This window comes from Streptomyces atratus, assembly GCF_014648655.1.
Taxonomy (GTDB): domain Bacteria; phylum Actinomycetota; class Actinomycetes; order Streptomycetales; family Streptomycetaceae; genus Streptomyces; species Streptomyces atratus.
Map to the genome: position 1 here is coordinate 159282 of NZ_BMRN01000014.1, position 22362 is coordinate 181643.

The window sequence follows — 22362 nt, forward strand, 5'->3', positions numbered from 1 at the left end:
GTAGACGGAACAGGCCGACGAACCGTGGGAGCCCCGCCATGGCACCGAAAATCCTGATCGTCACCGGCGACGCCGCCGAGTCCCTGGAAGTCCTCTATCCCTACCAGCGGCTGCGCGAGGAGGGGTACGACGTCCATATCGCGGCTCCCGCCCGCAAGACGCTCCGCTTCGTGGTCCACGACTTCGAGCCCGGCTTCGACACGTACACCGAGAAGCCCGGCTACACCTGGCCCGCCGACCTGGCCTTCTCCGAGGTCGACGCCGGAGATTACGTGGCCCTGGTCGTACCGGGCGGCCGGGCGCCCGAGTATCTGCGCAACGACGCCGAGCTGCGCAAGATCCTCAAGGCGTTCTTCGACTCGGACCGGCCGGTGGCCCAGATCTGCCACGGCCCGCTGATGACGGCAGCGGTCGGCGCACTGGTCGGCCGGCACGTCACCGCGTACCCCGCGCTGGAGCTCGACATGCAGGCGGCGGGCGCCGTCTTCGAGGACCACGAGGCGGTGGTCGACGGCACCCTGATCTCGTCCCGTGCGTGGCCGGACCACTCGGCGTGGATGCGCGAATTCCTGAAGGTGCTCCGCACAAAGGCCCCGGTAACCACCTGACGGCTCTCACGCGGGGCCGGGCCCCTCGCCCTTCCCTCCCTATCCAGCCATCCGCTCGGCGAGGTCGGCGGCCTCGGCCAGGCTGTCGACCACCGGCACCCCGGCCGCCTCCAGACTGGCCCTGCTGTGCGATCCGCCGGTGTAGAGCACGGCCTTCGCACCGACATGGGCGGCGGCCACGGCGTCGTCCACCGCATCGCCGATGACCACCGTGCGCTCCGGGGACACCCCGTCCAGCGCGGCGATGTGCCGCTCCATGTGCAGCGCCTTGCTGCCGCCGGACGGCCCGGTGCGCCCGTCGACCCGTACGAAGTGCCGCTCGATGCCGTACCCCCGGACCACGGGGACCAGCTGGGCGTGTCCGTACATGCTCAGGAGAGACTGGCTGCGTCCGGCCCGCTGCCACTGCGCGAGAAGCTCCTCGGCGCCCTCGGTGAGCCCGCAGGCGGCCCGCTGCTCGGTGTAGTGCAGGTGAAATATCCCGTCCATCCGCTCCCACTCGGCCTCTGTGGGCAGTCGGCCCATCAGCCGTTCGTAGAAGCGGGGGATGGGGACGCAGTACATCTCGCGGTACTGCTCCAGGGTGATCGGCTCCAGGCCGACCTCGCCGAACGCGGCGTTGGTCGCGCCGACGACCGCGGCGTTGTCGTCGAGCAGTGTGCCGTTCCAGTCCCAGACCAGATGCGTGCGGTGCTTCCCATGCGTCCCCATGCATAAGAAAGTACCCGCTGGGTCCGACACCCGTTCCGACAGCGGGGCAGCAACCGCACCGCCCCTCTTCCCCCTCCGCTCCCCGTCCCCCTCATCCGATCAGATTCGGAATCTCCTGAATGCCGAACCAGAGCAGCTCGTGGTCCTCGGCGCCGTCCACGGTGAACTGCGCGTCGTCGTCACCGAGGTCCGCCGCACCCAGTGCAGCCGCGGCGGCCGTGACGTCCTTCTCGGCGTCATCCGCGTCGACATGCACGGCAGCAGCCGCGGTCAGCGCCACGGAGGACGCGATCCGCACCTCGCCGAGCGACGACGAGTCGAGGCTGCGGTCCGGGTCGGCCACGGCCGCACCGTCCGGTACGTCGACGGCGACGACGACCCGCCGGCGGACCGCGTCGGGATTCCCGGCGATCAGGCGCAGCGAAGCGGAAGCGGCCCGGTTGAGCGCCGCGTACTCCAGCTCCTCGATGTCGTCGGAGACGTACCACTCACGCAGTCCGGGGGTCACCGCATAGGCGGTCAGCGGACCGGGACCGATCTCGCCCGCCTTGTGCGCCGCTGCGAGACCGGGGAGCGTCAGGGGGACGTACACGCGCATGGCTGGCCGCTTTCGTAGTCGGAAACGCCCTCAGGATACGTGCGACGTCCCCCTTTGGGGTTACGTGCATCGCTGCTGTCCCGTCCACCCCGCAACCGCCACTCACCCTCCCCATGCCTTCCTCGCACCCCGCACGACACCGGGCTCATCACCCGGATAGGTGATTCCTCCCGATCGCGTCCGGCGCCCCACGCCGCTTGCGGCCACCTCCGCCGTCGCCGTAGAAGATCCACAGCAGAAGTTACCGCCCGGTATTCGGCCGGGCCTCTGAAGCACGGGGGCGATGAGCGATGAGCACGAACAGGACCCGGCCCACCGGACGACACGACCAGCGCAGGCCCGAGTCGGTACCACCGCAACGCGCAAGGACTCCCCGACGCGTCCGCCCCCACCACTGGTTCGCGGAACGCCTCCTGGCGGTCCTCAGCGGCCAGCGCCCGGTGCACTGGATGCTCGGACACACCATCGGCGAGGCATACGACCAACTGGCCGAACTGGCCCCCCGCACCCCCCTCAGGGCCCGGGGCGCACGCCCGGTCATCCGCATGTGCCACGGCGCCCAGCCGGCTCCGGGCGTGGTGGAGGCCTGCGCCAGCATCGCAGCGGGCGAACAGGTAAGGGCCATGGCCTTCCGCCTGGAACAGGGCACAGATCTCCGCTGGCGCTGCGCAGCAGTAGAGCTGGGCGACGAACACCTACAGGCAACGCCCACCCGATAGACACCCAGCCGGGGACTTCCCCCCAGCCCCGCAGCCACACGAGCTACGGGGCCAGGGGAGGCTCCCGGAAACCACTGGCCGCCCACCCCACGCCCGCGCACCGCACTCTCAGCCTCTCCGGCATTTGAGGAGCGGGGCACCGAGCCGGAACCCCGTCTACCAACGGACACCCCACCTACGGCGGCCTCACCCACACCACAGCCAGCCCGCCCTGCCCACACCACAGCCACCCCACCCCCACCACGCCACTCCACCCACTCACCCACCCGACCCCCGTCCTGGCCCCACCCACATCCCGCACTCCAAGCCCCTCCAGCGTTTGAGGAACGGGTTCCGGGGCAGAGCCCCGGTTTCGGGAAAGGGCGGGGAGGGGACGGCCCCGCGCAGCGGCGCCGTCCCCTCCCCCACCAAGGACACCTCCGCGCCGCGCCCCCACTCGCCCCCACCCGCCCCGCACCCCCGGCAACGGGGCCCAGGGCCCAAACCCAAACAAACCGGGGCCGGCCACCCACAAAAGGTGCCCGACCCCGGCCAAAACCCCACCGGCGCCAACAACGCCGACGCCACCGCTACTTCTTGCGGCGCCGCCCACCCCCACCGTTCTTCTGCGCCTTGCGCCGCTCCGCCCGAGTCAACCCGTCCGACTCGGACGCGACCCCACCGTCACCGTTGGAGAAGTCGCCCTCGACGACCCCGCCCTCCCCGTCCACCGTGGGCGCGGAGAAGTGCAGCCGGTCCGGTCGCTGCGGAGCATCGAGCCCCTTGGCCCGGATCTCCGGACGCGCCGCCGGAACGAGGTCCTCCTTGGCGAGCGAGGTCCGCTCGGCCTCGTCCTGCACCGGAACCTCCTCGACCTGCTGCTCGACCTGGACCTCCAGGTTGAACAGGTAGCCGACGGACTCCTCCTTGATGCCCTCCATCATGGCGTTGAACATGTCGAAGCCCTCGCGCTGGTACTCGACCAGCGGGTCCTTCTGCGCCATGGCACGGAGGCCGATGCCCTCCTGGAGGTAGTCCATCTCGTAGAGGTGCTCACGCCACTTGCGGTCCAGGACGGACAGCACCACACGCCGCTCCAGCTCACGCATGATGTCCGAGCCGAGCTGCTTCTCACGCTGCCCGTACTGCTCGTGGATGTCGTCCTTGATGGACTCACCGATGAACTCGGCGGTGATGCCTGCCCGGTCTCCGGCCGCATCCTCCAGCTCCTCCACGGTGACCTTCACCGGGTAGAGCTGCTTGAACGCACCCCACAGCCGGTCCAGGTCCCACTCCTCGGCGAAGCCCTCGGCGGTCTCCTGGCGGATGTAGTCGTCGATCGTGTCGTCCATGAAGTGGCGGATCTGGTCCTGCAGATCCTCGCCCTCCAGGACCCGGCGGCGCTCGCCGTAGATGACCTCGCGCTGCCGGTTGAGCACCTCGTCGTACTTCAGGACGTTCTTACGCGTCTCGAAGTTCTGCTGCTCGACCTGCGACTGGGCCGACGCGATCGCCCGAGTCACCATCTTGTTCTCGATCGGCACGTCGTCCGGCACATTGGCCATCGACATGACGCGCTCGACCATCTGCGCCTTGAACAGCCGCATCAGGTCGTCGCCGAGCGACAGATAGAAGCGGGACTCGCCCGGGTCGCCCTGACGGCCGGAACGGCCGCGCAGCTGGTTGTCGATACGCCGCGACTCGTGCCGCTCGGTGCCCAGGACATAGAGCCCGCCGAGCTCCCTGACCTCTTCGAACTCCGCCTTCACGGCCTGCTCGGCCTTCTCCAGCGCGGCGGGCAGCGCGGCCGCCCACTCCTCGACGTGCTCGACGGGGTCGAGGCCGCGCTGACGCAGCTCCGCCTCTGCGAGGTCGTCGGGGTTGCCGCCGAGCTTGATGTCGGTGCCTCGTCCGGCCATGTTCGTCGCGACCGTGACCGCGCCCTTGCGACCGGCCTGGGCGACGATCGTCGCCTCACGGTCGTGCTGCTTGGCGTTGAGAACCTCGTGCTGGACACCGCGCTTGGAAAGCTGCTGCGAGAGGTACTCGGACTTCTCGACCGAGGTGGTGCCGACCAGGATCGGCTGGCCCTTCTCGTGCTTCTCGGCGATGTCGTCGACGACGGCGGCGAACTTCGCGACCTCGGTGCGGTAGATCAGGTCCGACTGGTCGGCACGGACCATCGGCCGGTTGGTCGGGATCGGCACCACACCGAGCTTGTAGATCTGGTGGAACTCGGCGGCCTCGGTCATCGCCGTACCGGTCATGCCGGAGAGCTTGCCGTAGAGGCGGAAGAAGTTCTGCAGGGTGATCGTGGCGAGCGTCTGGTTCTCGTCCTTGATGTCCACCCCTTCCTTCGCCTCGATCGCCTGGTGCATGCCCTCGTTGTAGCGGCGACCGGCGAGGATACGACCGGTGTGCTCGTCGACGATCATGACTTCGCCGTCGATGACGACGTAGTCCTTGTCCTTCTTGAAGAGTTCCTTGGCCTTGATGGCGTTGTTGAGGTACCCGACGAGGGGGGTGTTCACCGACTCGTAGAGGTTCTCGATGCCGAGCCAGTCCTCGACCTTCGCGACACCGGGCTCATGGATGGCGACGGTCCGCTTCTTCTCGTCGACCTCGTAGTCGCCGGTCTCCTCGATCCCCTTGAGCGGGTTGCCCGCCTCGCCCTTGGTGAGACGGGTGACCAACTTGGCGAAGTCGCCATACCACTTGGTGGCCTGGTCAGCCGGGCCGGAGATGATCAACGGCGTACGGGCCTCGTCGACGAGAATCGAGTCGACCTCGTCGACCACGGCGAAGTTGTGGCCGCGCTGGACGAGCTCGTCCGCGGACCACGCCATGTTGTCGCGGAGGTAGTCGAAGCCGAACTCGTTGTTCGTGCCGTACGTGATGTCGCAGGCGTACTGCTCACGGCGCTGGGCCGGCGTCATGTTGGCGAGGATGCAGCCGACGGTCAGACCGAGGAACTTGTGGACCCGGCCCATCATTTCGGAGTCACGCTCGGCCAGATAGTCATTGACCGTGATCAGGTGCACGCCCTTGCCGGAGAGAGCGTTGAGATACGCCGGCAGGGTGCCGACCAGGGTCTTGCCCTCGCCGGTCTTCATCTCGGCCACATAGCCGAGGTGCAGGGCTGCGCCGCCCATCATCTGGACGTCGTAGTGACGCTGTCCGAGGACCCGCTTGGCGGCCTCACGGACGGTCGCGAATGCCTCGGGGAGCAGGTCGTCCAGGCTCTCGCCGTCCGCGTACCGTTCCTTGTACTCGTCGGTGAGCGCCCGCAGCTCGGCGTCGGAGAGGTTGACGAAGTCCTCTTCGATGGAGCTGACCTGGTCCGCGATGCGGTGCAGTTTGCGCAGGATCTTGCCTTCGCCTGCACGCATGAGCTTGTTGAAGACGGACACTGAGGCTGGTCTCCTTGCCGGTCGGGCCTGGCACTGGGTCGTGTTATGGACTCTGGCGCGGGCACGGCAGGTGGGCCCCACCGCAACGGCCATCGTAAGCGAGGACCACGCCGCGCCGGGAGGGCTGCCGCCGCGTCGGCTCCGTCGTCCCTTCCAAAGTCAACGGTCGGGAGGCTCCGAAGGTGCCGGGAAGTCCGAAAAGTGTTCGCTTCACGGCCGGTGCCTCACCAGAATCCGTACATGGAGCCGATCACCCTCACCACCGAGCGTCTGCTGCTGCGCCCCTTCACGACGGGCGACGCGGACGAGGTCCACGCCGCTTGTCAGGACCCGGACATCCAGCGCTGGACGGTCGTGCCCTCGCCGTACAGCCACGCCGACGCGGAGCTCTTCGCGGGGAAGCTGTCCCCCGGCGGCTGGCGCGACGACTCCATGTACAACTTCGCGGTGATCACGCGCGAGGGCGGGGCCCTGGCGGGCGCGCTCGGCATCAATCGCCGCAATCTGCCGGGCACGTACGAGGTGGGGTTCTGGACCGCCAAGGAGCATCGGGGCCGCGGCTACATGACGGAGGCCGTGCTGTCCGCCGCCCGCTGGACCTTCACCTCGCTCGGCGGCGACCGGCTGGAGTGGCGGGCCGAGGCCGGCAACGTCCCCTCGCGTGCCGTGGCGCTTCGGGCGGGATTCCGGATGGAGGGCGAGCAGCGGTCGGGACTCCTCAACAAGGGCGTCCGGCGCAACGCGTGGGTGGGGGCGCTGCTCCCGTCCGATCTCGGCCTGCCGGGCACCCACGCCTACCTGCCCGCCACCACCTGACTCACCGGCACCGGCCTCTTGCCGCCGCGGGGAGCTCCACGGCCGGATGTCAGTGCCTCCCTCTAAGGTGCGAGGCATGACGTCTGCGCCGCCTCCCGCCGCCGAACTCTCCACCGACCAGGCGCGCAGGATCGCCCTGCGCGCCCAGGGCTTCCTGGGCGCTCCGGACCGCAGGGCCGGGGTTCCGGGTGTGTTGCGGCATCTCGGTGCCGTACAGCTGGACACGATCTCGGTGCTCGCTCGTTCGCACGAGCTGATTCCGTACGCGCGCCTCGGCGCGGTCGGCCGACGCCCGGTCGAGGAGGCGTACTGGTCGGGTGGCCGCACCTTCGAATACTGGTCGCACGCGGCATGCATCCTGCCGGTCGAGGAGTGGCCGCACTTCGCGTTCCGCCGCCGCGCCTACCGCTCGCGACCCCACTGGCACCACGACCTGCCGGACGGCTCCTACGAAACGGTGATCAAGCAGCTGCGCGCCGAGGGCCCGCTGACGGCGACGGAGCTGGGCGGTGCGAAGAACGGCGGGGAGTGGTGGGACTGGTCGGCGTCGAAGGTCGCCGTCGAGCGCGCTCTGATGTACGGCGAGGTGGTGTGCACCGAGAGGCGCAGCTGGAAGCGGGTGTACGACCTCGCCGAGCGGGCCCTGCCCGATGCCGTGCTGCACGACGATCTGGACGACGCGGAGTGCCTGCGCCGGCTGGTCGCGCTCGCGGGGCAGTCCCTGGGCGTCGGCACCCGCGCGGACATCGCGGACTACCACCGACTCAAGGGTGAGCAGTTCGACGCGGTGGTGGCGGACTCCGGGCTGGTGCCGGTGAGGGTGCAGGGCTGGGCGAAGCCGGCCTGGGCGGACCCGGCAGCGCTGGCCTCCGAGCCACGCGGGCGACACCGTACGACCCTGTTGTCGCCGTTCGACTCCCTGATCTGGGAGCGGGCGCGCACCGAGCGGATCTTCGGTTTCACCCATCGTCTGGAGGCCTACGTCCCCAAGCCCAAGCGAATACACGGTTACTTCGCGATGCCGCTGCTGGCGGGCGGAAAGCTGCAGGGCCGCGTCGATCCGGCGCGCGAGGGAAGCACGCTGGTCGCCCGCCAGGTGTCCCTGGAGGGCAGGAAGGCCGTGGCGCCGATGGCCGAGGCGCTGGTGGAGGCCGCGTCCTGGGTCGGTTGTACAGATGTCCGGCTGGAGCGGGTCGACGCACCGGAACTGCGAGGGCCGCTGGCTCAGGAAATCGCCCGCGCTCTGGCGTGAGCGCACATTCCCGTCCCTTTACCCGGCGCCGCCCCTTCCGGTCCCGTCGTGGGACCGGTCATCTGATCTCCAGGATCTTCTCCCGCATGGCGTAGACCACGGCTTCCATCCTGGAGTGCAGCTGCAACTTCTCCAGAATGTTGCGAACGTGGTTCTTCACAGTGTTCTCGGAAATGAACAGTTCCTTCGCGATATCGCGATTGTTCATGCCCGTTGCAACGAGTTTCAGGACTTCGAGTTCCCGGTCGGTGAGCCGCGGCGCCGGCACCAGCCTGCGCTCGTCGGTCCGCTGGATCATCGACTTGAACTCGGTGAGCAGTTTGGACGCCATGGACGGGCTGATCTGGGACTGCCCGTCGGCGACCGCGCGGATCGCGGTGGCCACCTCGTCCGTGGAGATCTCCTTGAGGAGATAGCCAGTGGCACCCGCCTTGATCGCGTCGTAGAGATCGGCCTCCTCGTCGCTGATCGTCAGCATGATGATCTTCGCGCTGGGGGCCACCTCCTTGATCGACGTGCAGGCTTCGATGCCGCCGCGCTTGGGCATCCGTACATCCATCAGCACGATGTCGGGCAACAGATCGGCCGCCTTGTCGACCGCCTCCGCCCCGTCACCTGCCTCGCCGACAACCTGGATGTCCTCCTCCTGAGCGAGGACGATCTCCAGACCTCTGCGGAAGAGCGCGTGGTCATCCACCACGAGGACCCGGATCGGCTCCTTGCAGGAACCACTGTCCGTGTCCGCCCCGGTATCGGCAGCGCCGTCGGCATCATTCGCATCGCGCACGGGCCCGAAGGTGTCCGCCATCGTTCCTCCCCCTGAAGGCCATGGCCTGAAGTTCACAAACTGTCCGCCAACGGCAGTTCACAGAGCACTGGTTGGCTTGGGACGACATGATTTCATGCCCAGACGTCGGAGCGGTGATTCCGTGGCCGCACACGGGTGCCCCTGGGGGCGCACAGGCGCTCCAGGGGCACCGCAGAAGGGGGCGTCAGCCGCCGAGCGCACCGCCCGCGCCGCCCGCCTCGTCGGCGGCCAGCGGATCGGTCCTCAGGTGAATGACACCGTAGTCATAGGCATGCCGTCGGTAGACGACACTGGGTTCCTTCGTTTCGGAGTCGACGAACAGATAGAAGTCGTGCCCGACCAGCTCCATCTCGTAGAGCGCCTGATCGAGCGACATCGGTGCGGCGACGTGCGTCTTCTCCCGCATCACCAGCGGACCCTCGCCCTGCACCTCCAGCGAGCCGAACCTGGTGGTGGGTACGGACTGAGCCGCCTCATTGCCGACCAGATCGCCCTCGCCGTTGAACGACGCCGCGCCCGGCACGGTCTCGGCGACTTCGGCAGCGGGAATCCGGCCGTTGCCACGACGGCTGTAGCGCTTGTCGTGCTGCTTGCGCAGCCGCGCCTCCAGCTTGCCGGTGGCCAGGTCCAGCGCTGCGTACGGGTCGCCTGCGGCCGCTTCCGCCCGGATGACCGGCCCACGCGAGCGGAGCGTGATCTCCACCCGGTCGGAACGGTCGGCCTGACGGGGGTTCGGCTCCTTGGACACCTCGACGTCGAGGCTGATCACCTTGCCGTCGAACTTCTGGATCTTGTCCAGCTTCAGCTTTTCGGCCACGTGCTTGCGGAACCGCTCGGGCACCTCGGTCTTGCGGCCCTTGACGACGATGTCCACGCAGAACTCCGTTCCCGGATCACTCCACTCAGTGGCGGAGCATCTCCCTTTTGCACCAGGCCCCGGTGGTAGCCGGAGCCGCGGACTCGGTGACTTCCACCTCCTCCTCCCCCATCGGCGGGGTCTGCACCCCACCGAATTTTCTGCATCTGGACTACCGGTGAGTTACCTGCCCGAAACCTGGTGTTGCATTCATCGAGGCCTGGTGTTCACCATTCCTCACAACCGAACATAGCCTGCCTGGCCCGATGTCGGCACCCGCTACTCGCACGTACCTCCGTTCAGGTCTTTTTACCCACTCACCAACTGCAACGATGCAAGTTCACTGGCAGTTCCGGTTTATTTCGAAGGCCGGCGGAGATACCGCGACAACCGCCGCCCGCCCGCTGCCGGACAGGGCACCCGTGTGCCCGTCCGCTGCCCCGATCGCCCGGGCCGCCTCGGCCAGCGAGGCACCGGTCGTCAAAAGGTCGTCCACCAGCACCACCCGTCCGGCCGCAAGCAGCCGTTCGCCCCCGGCCACGACTTCCAGTGCCCCCGCAAGATTCGCCTGCCTCTGCCGGGCTCCCAGCCCCGCCTGATCGGCCACCGGGCGCCGCTGCCGAAGCACCGCGACAACCCGGGCACGGGTACCTCCGCGCCGCAGTTCACCCGCGGCGGCCAGCGCGATCCGGCGCATCGGATCATGCCCCCGTGCCGCCACGGCCCGCCGCGTCGACGGCACAGGTACGAGCAGAACCGGGCCGCTGACACCCACCTGCCCCGTCCCGGCCCGTACGGCCCCCGCCAGCGCCTTGCCAAGTGCCCCGGCCAGCCCCAGTGCGCCCCGCTCCTTATGGGCCAGGAGCACCGCACGTACCGCGTTCTCGTACACGGCGGCCGCATGCACCACTGGCAGGCCCGCGGGCTCCGGCACGGGCCTGACCCGACGCGGCACCTTGCCGTACAGCTCCGCACGGCATTCCTCGCACAGCGAGGTACGCGTCCTGCCGCAGCCGCCACAGGACACCGGCAGAACCAGTCCGGAGATCTCCCGCCACCATCCCCGCATGACTCCACTGTGCCCTCCCCGAAGGAGCCGGGCCACCCCTGTGGAAAACGCGGGAGCGGCCCGGCGGGGTCTCAGCCCGGGTAGACCAGCGACGAGCCTTCCTTGACCACCGTCTGCCAGTTGTCACCTGGCGACAGCTTCACTATCCCGTCGCTCGACGTGGCCGCCATCAGCGGCAATTGCTCGTCGTCCGCCGCCGCGACCGACGACACCTGGTTCACACCGGGCAGGACACCGGATGCGGCCGTCGAGCCGTCCGCCTGCACATAGCGCACCTGCTGCACGCCGCCCTGCTCCTTGCCGACCACCACGAGACGGCTCCGGCCCGACCACGACATGGCAGTGACATCGGTCAGCTGCGGTGCGGCCTGTCGCAGCTCCACCACCGAGACCTTCTGCTCCGCCTCCGGACCGCGCCGCTCGATCCGGCCGATCTTCAGCGTGTTGTGGTCGTCCTGGGTCACCAGGAGGGCGATCCGCACGCCGTCCGCGGACATCCGCAGCGCCTCGATCCGCCCGCCGTCCAGGCTCGGCACGGTGACCTCCTGCGGCTTGCCGGCACCACCGGTCAGCCGCAGCAGTCTGGGGTTGCCGGGATCCCGGTCGGCCACCCAGAGGTCGCCCCGACCGTCCCAGCTCGGCACCGACAGACGGTTGTTCGGGTTCTGGGCCTTGCTGATCACCGCGGCCGCAGGAAGCTCGCCGTCCGAGACAATGGACGACACGTAGAGGGCCGCCTTGTCGCGCGAGACCGCCGCCGCCCGCTGCTCGTCCCTGGCCACACCGACCGCTCCCATCCGCACCGGTCCGTCGCCGAGCGGACCGGACACCATCTCCGGGGTGCCACTGCCCTTGGTGCTGCCAGGAATTCGCTCCACACGCCCCTTGGCATCGACGAAGTACTGGCTGTCCGGCCCACTCGACGAACCGTCAGGTGCGAACTCCTCCGCCTGATCCGTCCCGAGGACACACAGCGGGGAGCCGTCGGAGCGCTGCAGTTCGACCTGCTCGACCCGTGCGGACGTCAGGTCCCGCAAGGTATAGAGGACCTGTGAGGCCATCATGCGGCAGGAACGCTGTCCGACTCCGTCCGCCTTCTTGTTGAGCGGGACCTTCAGTACGTTGCGGTCGTCGGGCGCCAGCGAGGTGACTCCCTTCTTCAGCGCAGTACCTGCCGGAAAACGGGAGTCGACCACCGGCCGCAGCCAACTGGTCGGCCCTGCCAGGAGGCTGCGGACCGCCTGTGTCACGGTGTCCATCCCCGTGACAGGGTCCGTCCGGCTGCGGAGATAGACGGGGTCGGCGACCAGGGTCGACTGTTCCGATGTCCGCCCCGCGGCGAAGTAGTACTTGTCCACAGAGCGGTAGAGACGCTTGAAGTCCGACTGCCCGAGCAGAAGGCCGTCCGGCACCAGGTCGATGCGCCACTCCTTGCCCTCCGGCCCGTTCTCCTTCACCAGATGCAGCGACTGGTTGTAGTCCGTGGGCGCGAGTGGCTGATAGGCGCTCTGAGCATCGACCGTTGCCACCTTCTCACCGGTCAGGGTGTAGGTGATCTCCGTGATGCCGGGGTCGCTGTCGCGGAACGGGCGGTCGCTCCGGTTCGGCGCCTTGGTGAGCACCGTCGTGAACGCACTCGGCTTCCAGGTACTGGCTGCCTCCCTCGTCAGGTACTTGCGGGTCGTCCTGAAGTCCGAGTCATCACTCGTCATGGACTCCAGGAAGCCGTCGACGACCTCGTTGGGGGTGGCGTTGTCACGCGGCGCCACGGCATACACCTGCACCTGGGAGTCACCGGGCTGCGAGGCGTCGACAGCCTTGACATCCCCGGTGACGGGCATCGAGCCGCACGCGGACAGCAGCACGACACCGCATCCGAGCAGCGCGAACAGCCCCAGTACACGTCCATGGCCGTCCCTACGACGGTCAGTGCCCACGATTCGCGTCCCCCCGCTCCGGGTCCTGCACTGCAGAGTCGAAATCGCCACCCGACCGGTCCTCGGCGCCGCGCGCGACCACCCGTGCACCGCTCCCCGGCAGGGCCGCCGGATGCACCGAGACCGGCGTCGTCCGAGGTGCCACGGGGGTGGGCGAGGGTACGGGCAGCGAGGACCGATCATTGCCACCGGGCTGGGCCGGCACTGCTGTCAGCCGGTGTTCGCTCCCGGTCATGGAAGCGACCGTGGCTCGCTCCCGGCTCTCCCGGTTGCGCCGGGAGTCCTCGGGTTCCAGCGGTATCGGCGATCCGCGCAACGGTTCGTCCGCCGTGCGCGGCAGAGTCAGCCGGAACTGCGAACCGCCGCCCGGCTCGCCCCATGCCTGTAGCCAGCCGCCGTGCAGCCGGGCGTCCTCCACGGCGATGGACAGTCCGAGTCCGGTGCCGCCGGTCGTCCGTGCGCGAGCCGGATCGGCCCGCCAGAAACGGTTGAACACCCGCGTCGCCTCGCCGGGCTTGAGCCCCACGCCGTAGTCCCGGACGGCCACGGCGACCGCACCTCCGGCCACCGCCATCCGCACCACGACGTCCCTGCCCTCACCGTGCTCGACGGCGTTGACCACAAGGTTGCGCAGGACACGTTCGACCCGCCGCGCATCGGCCTCCGCGATCACCGGCTGCTCATCGCCGACCACCCGGATACGGGTGCCCTTGCGCTCGGCCAGCGGCTCGGCCCCGCCGATCACCCGTCGTACGACCTGTCGCAGATCTATCGGCTCGGCCTCCAGCGCGGCGGCGCCCGCGTCGAACCGGCTGATCTCCAGCAGATCGGAGAGCAGCGACTCGAACCGGTCGAGCTGATCCCCGAGCAGCTCTGCGGAACGCGCCGTCACGGGATCGAAGTCGCTGCGGGCCTCATGGATGACATCGGCGGCCATACGTACGGTTGTCAGCGGTGTCCGCAGTTCGTGGGAGACATCGGAGACGAAGCGCCGCTGCATCCGCGACAGCTCCTCCAACTGCTGGATCTTCAGCTGCAGGTTCTGCGCCATCTTGTTGAAGGCCTCACCGAGCCGGGCGATGTCGTCCTCGCCGGTGACCTTCATCCGCTCCTGGAGCCTGCCGGCGGAGAGCCGCTCGGCGATGCCCGCCGCCATCCGTACGGGCGTGACGACCTGCCGCACCACAAACCAGGCGATGGCCCCGAGCAGCACGACCACGAACAGTCCCGCAGTCGCCAACGTGCCCTTGACCAGCGTCAATGACTTCTCCTCCTGCGTCAGCGGGAAGAGGTAGTAGAGCTGGTACGGATTGTGGTCGATGTCGTAGAGCCGCTTGCCCACCACGAGTCCGGGCTGCGGCTCCTGTCCGTTCGCGTACTGGATCAGGGAGTACGTCTGGAACGCTCCCGGACCCTTGTTCACTGAGTCCCGCAGGCTCTGCGGAATACTCGCCGCCTCCACACTGCCCGAGCCTCGCGGCGCACGGGTGCCCTCGTCGGCGCTGAGTGCCACCACGTTGAAGGCGTTCTTGCCGCCACTGGCGAGCTGATCAACAAGCTCGGTCCGCCAGGAATTGTTGGCCGAGGTACCGTCCGCAGCGTCGCCGCCCTGCCCACCGGGGGCGAGCGGGGCGTTCGCCTTCTCCTGGGCCGCCGCGAAACCGCCGGCAGCCTGCGTCTGGGCAGCCTTTCCCTTCGCCTCGAGCAAGCCGTTACGCACCTGGCCGATCACGACCAGCCCGAGAAGCAGCACCACACCGAGCGACATGAGCAGCGTGCCCGCGACGACCCGCAACTGGAGGTTGCGTCGCCAAAGCCGCACGGCGGGCAGCAGCGGACGCCGCACCCAGCGCATCAGCAGTCGTGGCACAGGGCCGCCGGGCGCCCGGTCGTGGAACAACCGGCCACCCTGCAGAAGACGTCGGAGCTGGGACGCCTTGCGTCCTGGAGCAGCAGCCCGCTCCGCACGGGCTCCCGGCTCCCCGGGCTGCGGAGCAGCGCTGCTCAGGGGCATATCAGCTCGGTCCGGCCTTGTAACCGACACCTCGGACGGTCACCACGATCTCGGGCCGCTCCGGGTCCTTCTCGACCTTGGAGCGCAGGCGCTGGACATGCACATTCACCAGCCGGGTGTCGGCGGCGTGGCGGTATCCCCAGACCTGCTCCAGCAGTACCTCACGGGTGAAGACCTGCCACGGCTTACGGGCGAGTGCGACCAGCAGGTCGAACTCCAGCGGGGTGAGGGCGATCGACTGTCCCGCCCGCTTCACCGAATGACCGGCCACATCGATGACCAGATCCCCGATGGCCAGCTGCTCCGGCGCCGGTTCCTCGGACCTCCGCAGACGTGCCCTGATCCGGGCAACCAACTCCTTAGGTTTGAACGGCTTGACGATGTAGTCATCGGCCCCGGACTCCAGGCCCACCACCACGTCAACCGTGTCGCTCTTGGCAGTGAGCATGACGATCGGCACACCCGACTCGGCCCTGATCAGCCTGCAGACCTCGATGCCGTCCCTACCGGGCAGCATCAGATCCAGCAGGACCAGGTCCGGCTTGGCCTCACGAAATGCAGCAAGTGCCTTGTCGCCGTCCGCTACGAACGACGGCTCGAACCCTTCACCACGCAGCACAATCCCGAGCATCTCGGCCAGTGCGGTGTCGTCGTCGACGACAAGGACGCGTCCCTTCATAATCGACATCATCCCATTAGCTAATCGTTACCTGCGATGATCTGGCACACAGCTCTGCCAGTCCGACCCCCGTGACCGGGGAAACTGCGCCCTCCTCCGTGACGATCGCCGTGACCAGCTCCGGCGGTGTGACGTCGAACGCGGGGTTGTACACCGGGGTTCCCGCCGGTGCCACGAGCAATCCGCCGGTGTCCCCGCCTGCCGCCCCGATCCGCGGGAATGTGAGCTCCGTCACTTCATTCCCCGGCCGCTGCTCCACGGTGATCGATGCCCCGTCCGCGGTATCCAGATCCACGGTTGTGGTCGGCGCCACCACGATGAACGGTACGTGGTGGTATTTCGCAAGCACAGCCAGCGGATAGCTCCCCACCTTGTTCGCCACCGATCCGTCCGCGGCGATGCGGTCCGCCCCGATGAGCACAGCATCCACCTCCCCCGCAGCGAACAGAGAACCAGCGGCGCTGTCCGTGAGCAAGCTGTACGGCATGCCATTGCGTGCCGCCTCGTACGCGGTCAGCCGGGCACCCTGCAACAGCGGACGCGTCTCGTCCACCCACAGCCGTCGCAGCCGTCCCTCCCGAAGTGCCCCGAGCGCCACCGCGAAGGCAGTGCCCTCACCACCCGAGACGAGCGCCCCCGTATTGCAGTGGGTCAGCAGTCGATACCCGCCACCGGGCAGCAGTTCGTCCAGAAGTGCGAGCCCGTACCGTGCCATACGCCCGCTGGCCTCGGCATCCTCCCGGTGCAGCGCCCTGGCCTCGGCCAGCGCAACCGCCGCAGCCCGCTCCGGATCCGCCTCCTTTTCCCTGGCCGCCCGGTATGCCCCGGCAGCCCGCCGCACCCCGTAACCGAGATTCACCGCGGTAGGCCGCGCCCGCTCCAGCAACTCCGCGGCCTCTGCCACGTCGTCTCCTCGCACCGCTGCCAGAGCCACGCCATAGGCCCCTGCGATACCCAGCAACGGCGCCCCGCGCACCGCCAGCGTCCGGATCGCCCGCACCAGCGCGGGCACATCGGCGCACACCAGCTCGGCCTCCTCGGCAGGCAGCCGAGTCTGGTCGAGGAGCACCAGCACGGGGCCTTCCGGAAGCTCGTCCCACCGAAGTACGGGAAGCGCGGGAGCCTCGATGCCCACCGACGATTGCGCATCCTGATCAGCCATCCGCCCAGTCTGCCCGGTGCGCCACCCACAAATGAAGGTACGAAGGAGATACAGGGCCAGGCCCGTACCGGAGCAACGCGTGGCACGATGGCTGCCAACCTGCCGCGCCGATGAGCGGACAGGACCGTGAAGGAGCGAGAATGAACGACACTCCGGGCTGGGCCTCGCCCGGATCTGCCCCCTCCGAGGGTCAGGGGGCGGGCGTCCCCCGGCCTTCCGAGCCCGTCGACGGCAGCGGCCCGGCAGGGAACTGGTCTCCCACGCAGCCGCCCACAGGGCAGTGGTCCCCACCGAGCACTCCGGGCACAGGTCCCGGCGCACCACCCCCCGCCCCCGGCTGGGGCGGCGGGCCTCAGGGCCCCGGTTGGGGTGGGCCGCACGGCTCCGGCTGGAGGCAGCCGCCCGTCGCGGCCAAGCCCGGTGTCATCCCGCTCCGGCCGCTCGGCGTCGGCGAGATCCTCGACGGCGCGGTCTCCACGATGCGCGCCCACTGGCGCACGGTCCTCGGAATCACGCTGACCGTGTCCGTGATCGCCCAGATCGCGATCACCCTCGTGCAACGCTATCTGCTGCCGGAACCCGCAGCGATCGACCCGAATGCCACCGGTTCTGAGGCACTCCGGCAAACCGCCGACTCGGCTCAGTCGGCACTGGTCAACAGTGTGCCGTCGCTGCTCATCACCATGACCGCCACACTGATCACGACATCCGTACTGACCGTGGTGATCAGCCGTTCGGTACTGGGCCGTCCGGTGACGCTCTCCGACGCATGGGCCGAGGCCCGGCCCCGGCTTGCTCAGCTGCTGGGTCTGACATTGCTGCTGGCCCTGATCAGCGCCGCCATCATGACGGTGGGCCTGCTGCCGGGCATGTTGGTCGGCTCCGCCGCAGGCGCCGGGCTCGTCGTTATCGGACTTATGGCCGCGCTCGTCGTCGTCATCTGGCTGATGGTCCGCTTCTGTCTCGCCTCGCCGGCGCTCATGTTGGAGCGGCAATCGATCACAACTTCCATGCGCCGCTCCGCGAAGCTGGTCAGCGGCGCCTGGTGGCGGACCTTCGGCGTCCTGGCGCTCACCGGGCTGCTGACCCTCATCGTGAGCGTGATCATCGCCATCCCGTTCAGCGTCATCGCGATGGCCATGGACGGCGGCAGTGTCGGCTCCTTCCTCGCGGACGGCACCACGGACTTCGGCTGGCCGTTCCTGATCGTCTCCGGCATCGGTCAGGTGATCACCGCAACGATCACCTACCCGCTCTCCGCCGGCGTGATGGCCCTGCTCTACATCGATCAGCGCATCCGCCGCGAGGCACTCGACCTTGAGCTCGCCCGGGCAGCGGGCCTGCCCGGATACGACACCAGGAGCTGATCTCGTGTCGGGGGCGGGAGGCACAACAGCAGCACGGCTACTCATCCACGCGAGCAGTGACATACCGGTGGACACTCCACGTGTCCCCGCCCGCGAGGCCGCGAAGCACGAGCTGTCCAAACCGATGTACCACGAGAACGATCCCAACCTTCTCCAGCGTGGTCTCGACCGCCTCTGGGCCTGGATCGGCGATCTCCTGAACACGGCCTCCGGCGCCGCACCGGGCGGCCCACTCGGTCTTGTCGTGCTCGTACTGGTCGTCATCGGCCTGGTCGCCGCACTCTGGTGGAGGCTGGGCACCCCGCACCGCACCGTGCGTTCCGCAGACGCCCTCTTCGACAACAGCCCCCGCAGCGCGGCCGAACACCGGACGGCCGCCGAGGCCCACGCGGCCGCCCACTGCTGGAACGAGGCGGTCCAGGAGCGCATGCGCGCCATCGTCCGTTCCCTGGAGGAGCGCGCTCTGCTCGACCCCCGCCCCGGGCGCACCGCCGACGAGGCCGCCGCCGAAGCGGGCCGTCCACTGCCCGCACACGCCACGCGACTCCACGCCGCCGCCAGGGAATTCGACGATGTCACATACGGCGGCCGGACCGCGGACCAGCAGGCGTATCTGGACGTACGAGCTCTGGACCTCGATCTCGAAACCGCCAAGCCTCTCCTGACAGCCGCGGCCCAGGGAGCAGCCGAATGACCGAGGCCACCGCCGCCCCCACCACCTCGGCATCCCTCGCCCCGCAGCAGATCTGGATCCGCACCCGCGGTCTGCTGCTCGCCGTTCTCGTGCTCGTCGCTGCCGGAGTCGCTCTGGCAACCATGCGTTCCGGAGACCAGCACGGCCGCCTCGACCCCCGTTCCGCCGACCGCTACGGCAGCCGGGCTGTCGCCGAACTCCTCAAGGAGCGTGGCGTCTCCGTTCACGTGGTCACCACGCTCGACGAGGCCACGGCGCAGGCCGGCCCCGAAACCACGCTGCTCGTCGCCTCCCCCGATCTGCTGACACCGCACCAGCAGAGCGAACTCCGTGCCACGACCGACCACTCGGCCGGCCGCACCGTCCTTCTCGCAGCGGGCCCTCCGTCCGTGGGCACGCTGGTCCCCGGTGTCCGCGCGGAGTCCGCCGGACCGGTAGCCACCCGCGCCCCTCAATGCTCCCTGCCCGCCGCCCGCAGCGCCGGCGACGTCGAAACGGGAGGCTTCCACTACGCCTCGGACGGCCTCGGCAACACCATCGCCTGCTTCCCGAGCAACGGCCTCCACACCCTGCTCCTGGTCGAACAAGGCGCGGGGGACACCGTTCTCCTCGGTTCTCCCGACCTTCTCTACAACGCCCGACTCGGAGACCAGGGCAATGCCTCCCTGGCCCTGCAACTCCTCGGTTCCCGCCCACATCTGGTCTGGTACCTCCCCTCGCTCACTGATACCTCTGCTGCCGCCGAGAACGGCGGGGACGGCGCCCACGACGACCGCAGCTTCGTCGACCTGATCCCCCGGGGCTGGCTGTGGGGCACCCTGCAACTCGCACTGGCCGCCGTGCTCGCCGCCATCTGGCGCGCCCGCCGTCTGGGCCCGCTGATGGCCGAGCGGCTGCCTGTGGCCATCCGCGCCTCCGAATCCACCGAGGGCCTAGCCCGCCTCTACCGCAGGGCGAACGCCCGCGACCGGGCCGCCGACTCACTGCGCGCCGCCACCCGCACCCGTATCGCCCCACTCATCGGCGTCTCCCCACGCGATGCACACTCCCCCGCAACGCTCATCCCTGCCGTTTCCGCCCGTCTCAGCACCACCGGCAACGACCTCCAAGCCGTGCTCTTCGGACCCGTCCCGTCCGACGACACCGCTCTTGTGCATCTGGCAGACCAACTCGACACCCTCGAAAGAGAGGTACGCACGTCATGAGCGCCCCGCCCCCAGTGCCCGCTGGGACTACCGAGACCGTCGGGCACGGCGACACAGCCCGCGCATCCCTGGAAGCGCTGCGCTCCGAGATCGCCAAGGCCGTGGTCGGACAGGACCCGGCAGTCACCGGGCTTGTCGTAGCTCTGCTCTGCCGAGGCCATGTCCTCCTCGAAGGCGTCCCTGGCGTGGCCAAGACCCTCTTGGTCCGGGCTCTTGCGGCCTCACTCGACCTCGACACCAAGCGTGTCCAGTTCACCCCCGACCTGATGCCGAGCGACGTCACCGGCTCACTGGTCTACGACGCCCGCACCGCAGAGTTCTCCTTCCAGCCCGGGCCTGTCTTCACCAACCTGCTTCTTGCCGACGAGATCAACCGCACCCCTCCCAAAACGCAGTCCTCCCTCCTGGAAGCGATGGAAGAGCGCCAGGTCACCGTCGACGGAACCCCTCGGCTACTGCCCGAGCCCTTCCTCGTAGCCGCCACGCAGAATCCCATCGAATACGAGGGCACCTACCCGCTCCCCGAGGCCCAACTGGACCGGTTTCTCCTTAAACTGACGGTGCCATTGCCGTCCCGTGACGAGGAGATCAACGTCCTCACGCGTCATTCCGACGGCTTCAATCCGCGCGACCTCCAGTCAGCGGGCATCCACCCCGTCGCCGGCCCGGCCGATCTGGAAGCCGCCCGCAACTCAGTCGCCCAGACCAAGGTCTCCCCCGAGATCGCCGGCTATGTCGTCGATATCTGTCGTGCCACGCGTGAATCTCCCTCGCTCTCCCTCGGTGTCTCTCCCCGAGGCGCCACTGCTCTGTTGTCGACTGCCCGTGCCTGGGCCTGGCTCACCGGCCGTGACTACGTCATTCCGGATGACGTGAAAGCCCTGGCACTCCCCACGCTTCGCCATCGCATCCAACTGCGGCCCGAAGCGGAGATGGAGGGTGTCACCCCCGACTCCGTCATCACCGCAGTCCTCGCACACGTACCCGTACCCCGATGAGGCGGTGACCGTGGCCCTCACCGGACGTACCGCCTTGCTGGCCGCCCTGGGGTCACTCCCCGTAGCCGTCCTGGCCCCCAGCTGGACAGGCATGCTCGCGGTCAATGCACCGCTCTCCCTAGCGATTCTGTGCGACTACGCCCTGGCCGCGCCAGTGCGAACGCTTCAGTTCACCCGATCCGGTGACACAACCGTTCGACTCGGTGAGGCCGCCGAAGTGCAACTCACCGTAACCAATTCTTCTCGTCGCCGCCTACGGGCACACCTCCGCGACGCCTGGCCACCCAGTAGCTGGCCTATCGGCACGGAGCAGGCCTCATCCCGTCACACGCTGACGATCCCGGCGGGGGAACGCCGCCGACTGACCACCCTCCTGCGACCGACACGGCGCGGTGACCACCGAGTCGATCGCGTCACCGTGCGGTCGTTCGGACCTCTAGGGCTTGCGGCTCGCCAGGGAAATCACGAAGTCCCGTGGACGGTACGTGTCCTGCCACCCTTCACCAGCCGCAAGCATCTGCCGTCCCGCCTCGCCAGGCTCCGCGAGCTGGACGGTCGCACCAGCGTCCTCACACGTGGAGAGGGCACGGAGTTCGACAGCCTGCGTGCCTACGTGCCCGGTGACGACACGCGCTCCATCGACTGGCGCGCCACAGCACGTCAGTCTGCCGTCGCAGTGCGAACGTGGCGCCCCGAGCGGGACCGTCACATCCTCGTTGTCCTGGACACCGGTCGTACTTCGGCGGGTCGTGTCGGTGACGTGCCCCGCCTCGACGCCGCTCTGGACGCGGCCCTGCTCCTCACGGCGCTTGCCACTCGTGCGGGCGACCGCGTGGATCTGCTCGCCTACGACCGCCGCATCCGCGCCCAGGTCCAGGGCAGGTCTGCCGGAGAAGTCCTGCCGGCCATGGTGAATGCACTGGCGCCGGTCGAACCCGCACTCGTGGAAACGGACGCCCGGGGTCTCAGCGCTGCGGTTCTTGCCAACGCTCCTCGCCGCTCCCTGATCGTGCTCCTCACCGGTCTGGACGCGGCGCCCGTAGAAGAGGGCCTGCTCCCCGTCCTCCGCCGGCTGACCCAGCGCCACACGGTGCTGGTGGCTTCAGTGACCGACCCACACATCGAACAGATGGCAGAAGCCAAGGGCACCGTGGACGCGATCTACGAGGCCGCAGCCGGCGCACAGGCCCAAGCACGGCGACTCCGCACCTCAGGGCAGCTTCAGCGCCACGGCGCGGTGATCGTCGATGCCACCCCGGACAACCTCGCCCCGGCTCTCGCTGACGCCTACCTGGCTCTCAAGGGAGCGGGTCGCCTCTGACCCACCGCTCGCGTCAAAGAATTCACTCATCGGGAAAGGGCCTCCCGACGGCCCAAGAACGCAGAAAAGCCCCGTGCCACAAGGGCACGGGGCTTTCCCGTAAAAGGAGTTCGGCGGCGTCCTACTCTCCCACAGGGTCCCCCCTGCAGTACCATCGGC

19 protein-coding genes are annotated in these 22362 nt (G+C 68.7%); 9 read left to right on the forward strand and 10 right to left on the reverse strand.

The window, feature by feature from the left end:
- Nucleotides 1–38 precede the first annotated feature (38 nt).
- Nucleotides 39–608, forward strand: a complete 570-nt coding sequence (locus IEZ15_RS23400; RefSeq protein ID WP_093893995.1) for a DJ-1/PfpI family protein — start codon at nt 39–41, stop codon at nt 606–608.
- A gap of 39 nt (nt 609–647) precedes the next feature.
- Here the strand turns inward: IEZ15_RS23400 and IEZ15_RS23405 are convergent, their stop codons facing one another.
- Together IEZ15_RS23405 and IEZ15_RS23410 are read right to left on the reverse strand one after the other, a co-directional pair.
- The gene (locus IEZ15_RS23405; RefSeq protein ID WP_189279211.1) at nt 648–1319 is read right to left on the reverse strand and encodes an HAD family hydrolase; all 672 of its coding nucleotides are present in this window, start codon (nt 1317–1319) and stop codon (nt 648–650) included.
- 91 nt (nt 1320–1410) lie between these two features.
- Nucleotides 1411–1917 (reverse strand): DUF6912 family protein, encoded by a 507-nt coding sequence (locus IEZ15_RS23410; RefSeq protein ID WP_189279212.1) that lies wholly within the window; start codon nt 1915–1917, stop codon nt 1411–1413.
- A 290-nt stretch (nt 1918–2207) separates the two neighbouring features.
- Between IEZ15_RS23410 and IEZ15_RS23415 the strand changes: the two genes are divergently transcribed.
- On the forward strand, nt 2208–2636 hold the full coding sequence (locus IEZ15_RS23415) for an Rv3235 family protein (RefSeq protein ID WP_114244834.1): 429 nt from the start codon (nt 2208–2210) through the stop codon (nt 2634–2636).
- A gap of 569 nt (nt 2637–3205) precedes the next feature.
- Here IEZ15_RS23415 and secA read toward each other — a convergent pair.
- Nucleotides 3206–6025: a preprotein translocase subunit SecA gene (secA, locus tag IEZ15_RS23420; protein ID WP_114244835.1), complete on the reverse strand. Its 2820-nt coding sequence runs from the start codon at nt 6023–6025 to the stop codon at nt 3206–3208.
- A gap of 240 nt (nt 6026–6265) precedes the next feature.
- Here secA and IEZ15_RS23425 point away from each other — a divergent pair, with 240 nt between their 5' ends.
- The gene (locus tag IEZ15_RS23425; RefSeq protein ID WP_189279213.1) at nt 6266–6841 is read left to right on the forward strand and encodes a GNAT family N-acetyltransferase; all 576 of its coding nucleotides are present in this window, start codon (nt 6266–6268) and stop codon (nt 6839–6841) included.
- Between the two features lie 76 nt (nt 6842–6917).
- The gene (locus IEZ15_RS23430) at nt 6918–8093 is read left to right on the forward strand and encodes a winged helix-turn-helix domain-containing protein (protein WP_189279214.1); all 1176 of its coding nucleotides are present in this window, start codon (nt 6918–6920) and stop codon (nt 8091–8093) included.
- Nucleotides 8094–8151: 58 nt separating this feature from the next.
- On the opposite strand, the gene IEZ15_RS23435 is transcribed toward IEZ15_RS23430, so the two are convergent.
- The 7 genes from IEZ15_RS23435 to mtnA form a co-directional block, all read right to left on the reverse strand.
- Nucleotides 8152–8901, reverse strand: coding sequence for a response regulator (locus IEZ15_RS23435; protein WP_114244837.1), 750 nt, complete (start codon nt 8899–8901; stop codon nt 8152–8154).
- A 184-nt stretch (nt 8902–9085) separates the two neighbouring features.
- Nucleotides 9086–9775, reverse strand: a complete 690-nt coding sequence (gene hpf, locus IEZ15_RS23440; RefSeq protein WP_093894003.1) for a ribosome hibernation-promoting factor, HPF/YfiA family — start codon at nt 9773–9775, stop codon at nt 9086–9088.
- 322 nt (nt 9776–10097) lie between these two features.
- Nucleotides 10098–10826: a ComF family protein gene (locus IEZ15_RS23445; RefSeq protein WP_189279215.1), complete on the reverse strand. Its 729-nt coding sequence runs from the start codon at nt 10824–10826 to the stop codon at nt 10098–10100.
- 71 nt (nt 10827–10897) lie between these two features.
- Nucleotides 10898–12763: an LpqB family beta-propeller domain-containing protein gene (locus tag IEZ15_RS23450; protein WP_229846060.1), complete on the reverse strand. Its 1866-nt coding sequence runs from the start codon at nt 12761–12763 to the stop codon at nt 10898–10900.
- A complete protein-coding gene (gene mtrB, locus IEZ15_RS23455) occupies nt 12753–14777 on the reverse strand; it encodes an MtrAB system histidine kinase MtrB (protein WP_189279216.1) in 2025 nt (674 codons plus the stop codon). The genes IEZ15_RS23450 and mtrB overlap by 11 nt, the downstream gene beginning before the upstream one ends.
- Nucleotide 14778: 1 nt before the next feature.
- On the reverse strand, nt 14779–15468 hold the full coding sequence (mtrA, locus tag IEZ15_RS23460) for a two-component system response regulator MtrA (RefSeq protein ID WP_189279217.1): 690 nt from the start codon (nt 15466–15468) through the stop codon (nt 14779–14781).
- Nucleotides 15469–15472: 4 nt separating this feature from the next.
- Entirely contained in the window at nt 15473–16618 is a 1146-nt protein-coding gene (gene mtnA, locus IEZ15_RS23465) for an S-methyl-5-thioribose-1-phosphate isomerase (protein WP_189279218.1), read from the reverse strand.
- 140 nt (nt 16619–16758) lie between these two features.
- Between mtnA and IEZ15_RS23470 the strand changes: the two genes are divergently transcribed.
- The 5 genes from IEZ15_RS23470 to IEZ15_RS23490 are packed head-to-tail and all read left to right on the forward strand — an operon-like array spanning nt 16759 to nt 22203.
- Nucleotides 16759–17985 carry a DUF7847 domain-containing protein gene (locus IEZ15_RS23470; RefSeq protein ID WP_189279219.1) on the forward strand — a complete coding sequence of 409 codons (1227 nt, stop codon included), beginning with the start codon at nt 16759–16761 and terminating at the stop codon, nt 17983–17985.
- Nucleotides 17986–17989: 4 nt separating this feature from the next.
- The gene (locus IEZ15_RS23475) at nt 17990–18679 is read left to right on the forward strand and encodes a DUF4129 domain-containing protein (RefSeq protein WP_114244843.1); all 690 of its coding nucleotides are present in this window, start codon (nt 17990–17992) and stop codon (nt 18677–18679) included.
- Nucleotides 18676–19884 (forward strand): DUF4350 domain-containing protein, encoded by a 1209-nt coding sequence (locus IEZ15_RS23480; RefSeq protein ID WP_189279220.1) that lies wholly within the window; start codon nt 18676–18678, stop codon nt 19882–19884. The genes IEZ15_RS23475 and IEZ15_RS23480 overlap by 4 nt, the downstream gene beginning before the upstream one ends.
- Entirely contained in the window at nt 19881–20882 is a 1002-nt protein-coding gene (locus IEZ15_RS23485; protein ID WP_114244845.1) for an AAA family ATPase, read from the forward strand. The genes IEZ15_RS23480 and IEZ15_RS23485 overlap by 4 nt, the downstream gene beginning before the upstream one ends.
- A gap of 10 nt (nt 20883–20892) precedes the next feature.
- Nucleotides 20893–22203, forward strand: a complete 1311-nt coding sequence (locus IEZ15_RS23490) for a DUF58 domain-containing protein (protein ID WP_189279235.1) — start codon at nt 20893–20895, stop codon at nt 22201–22203.
- Nucleotides 22204–22362: the final 159 nt, after the last annotated feature.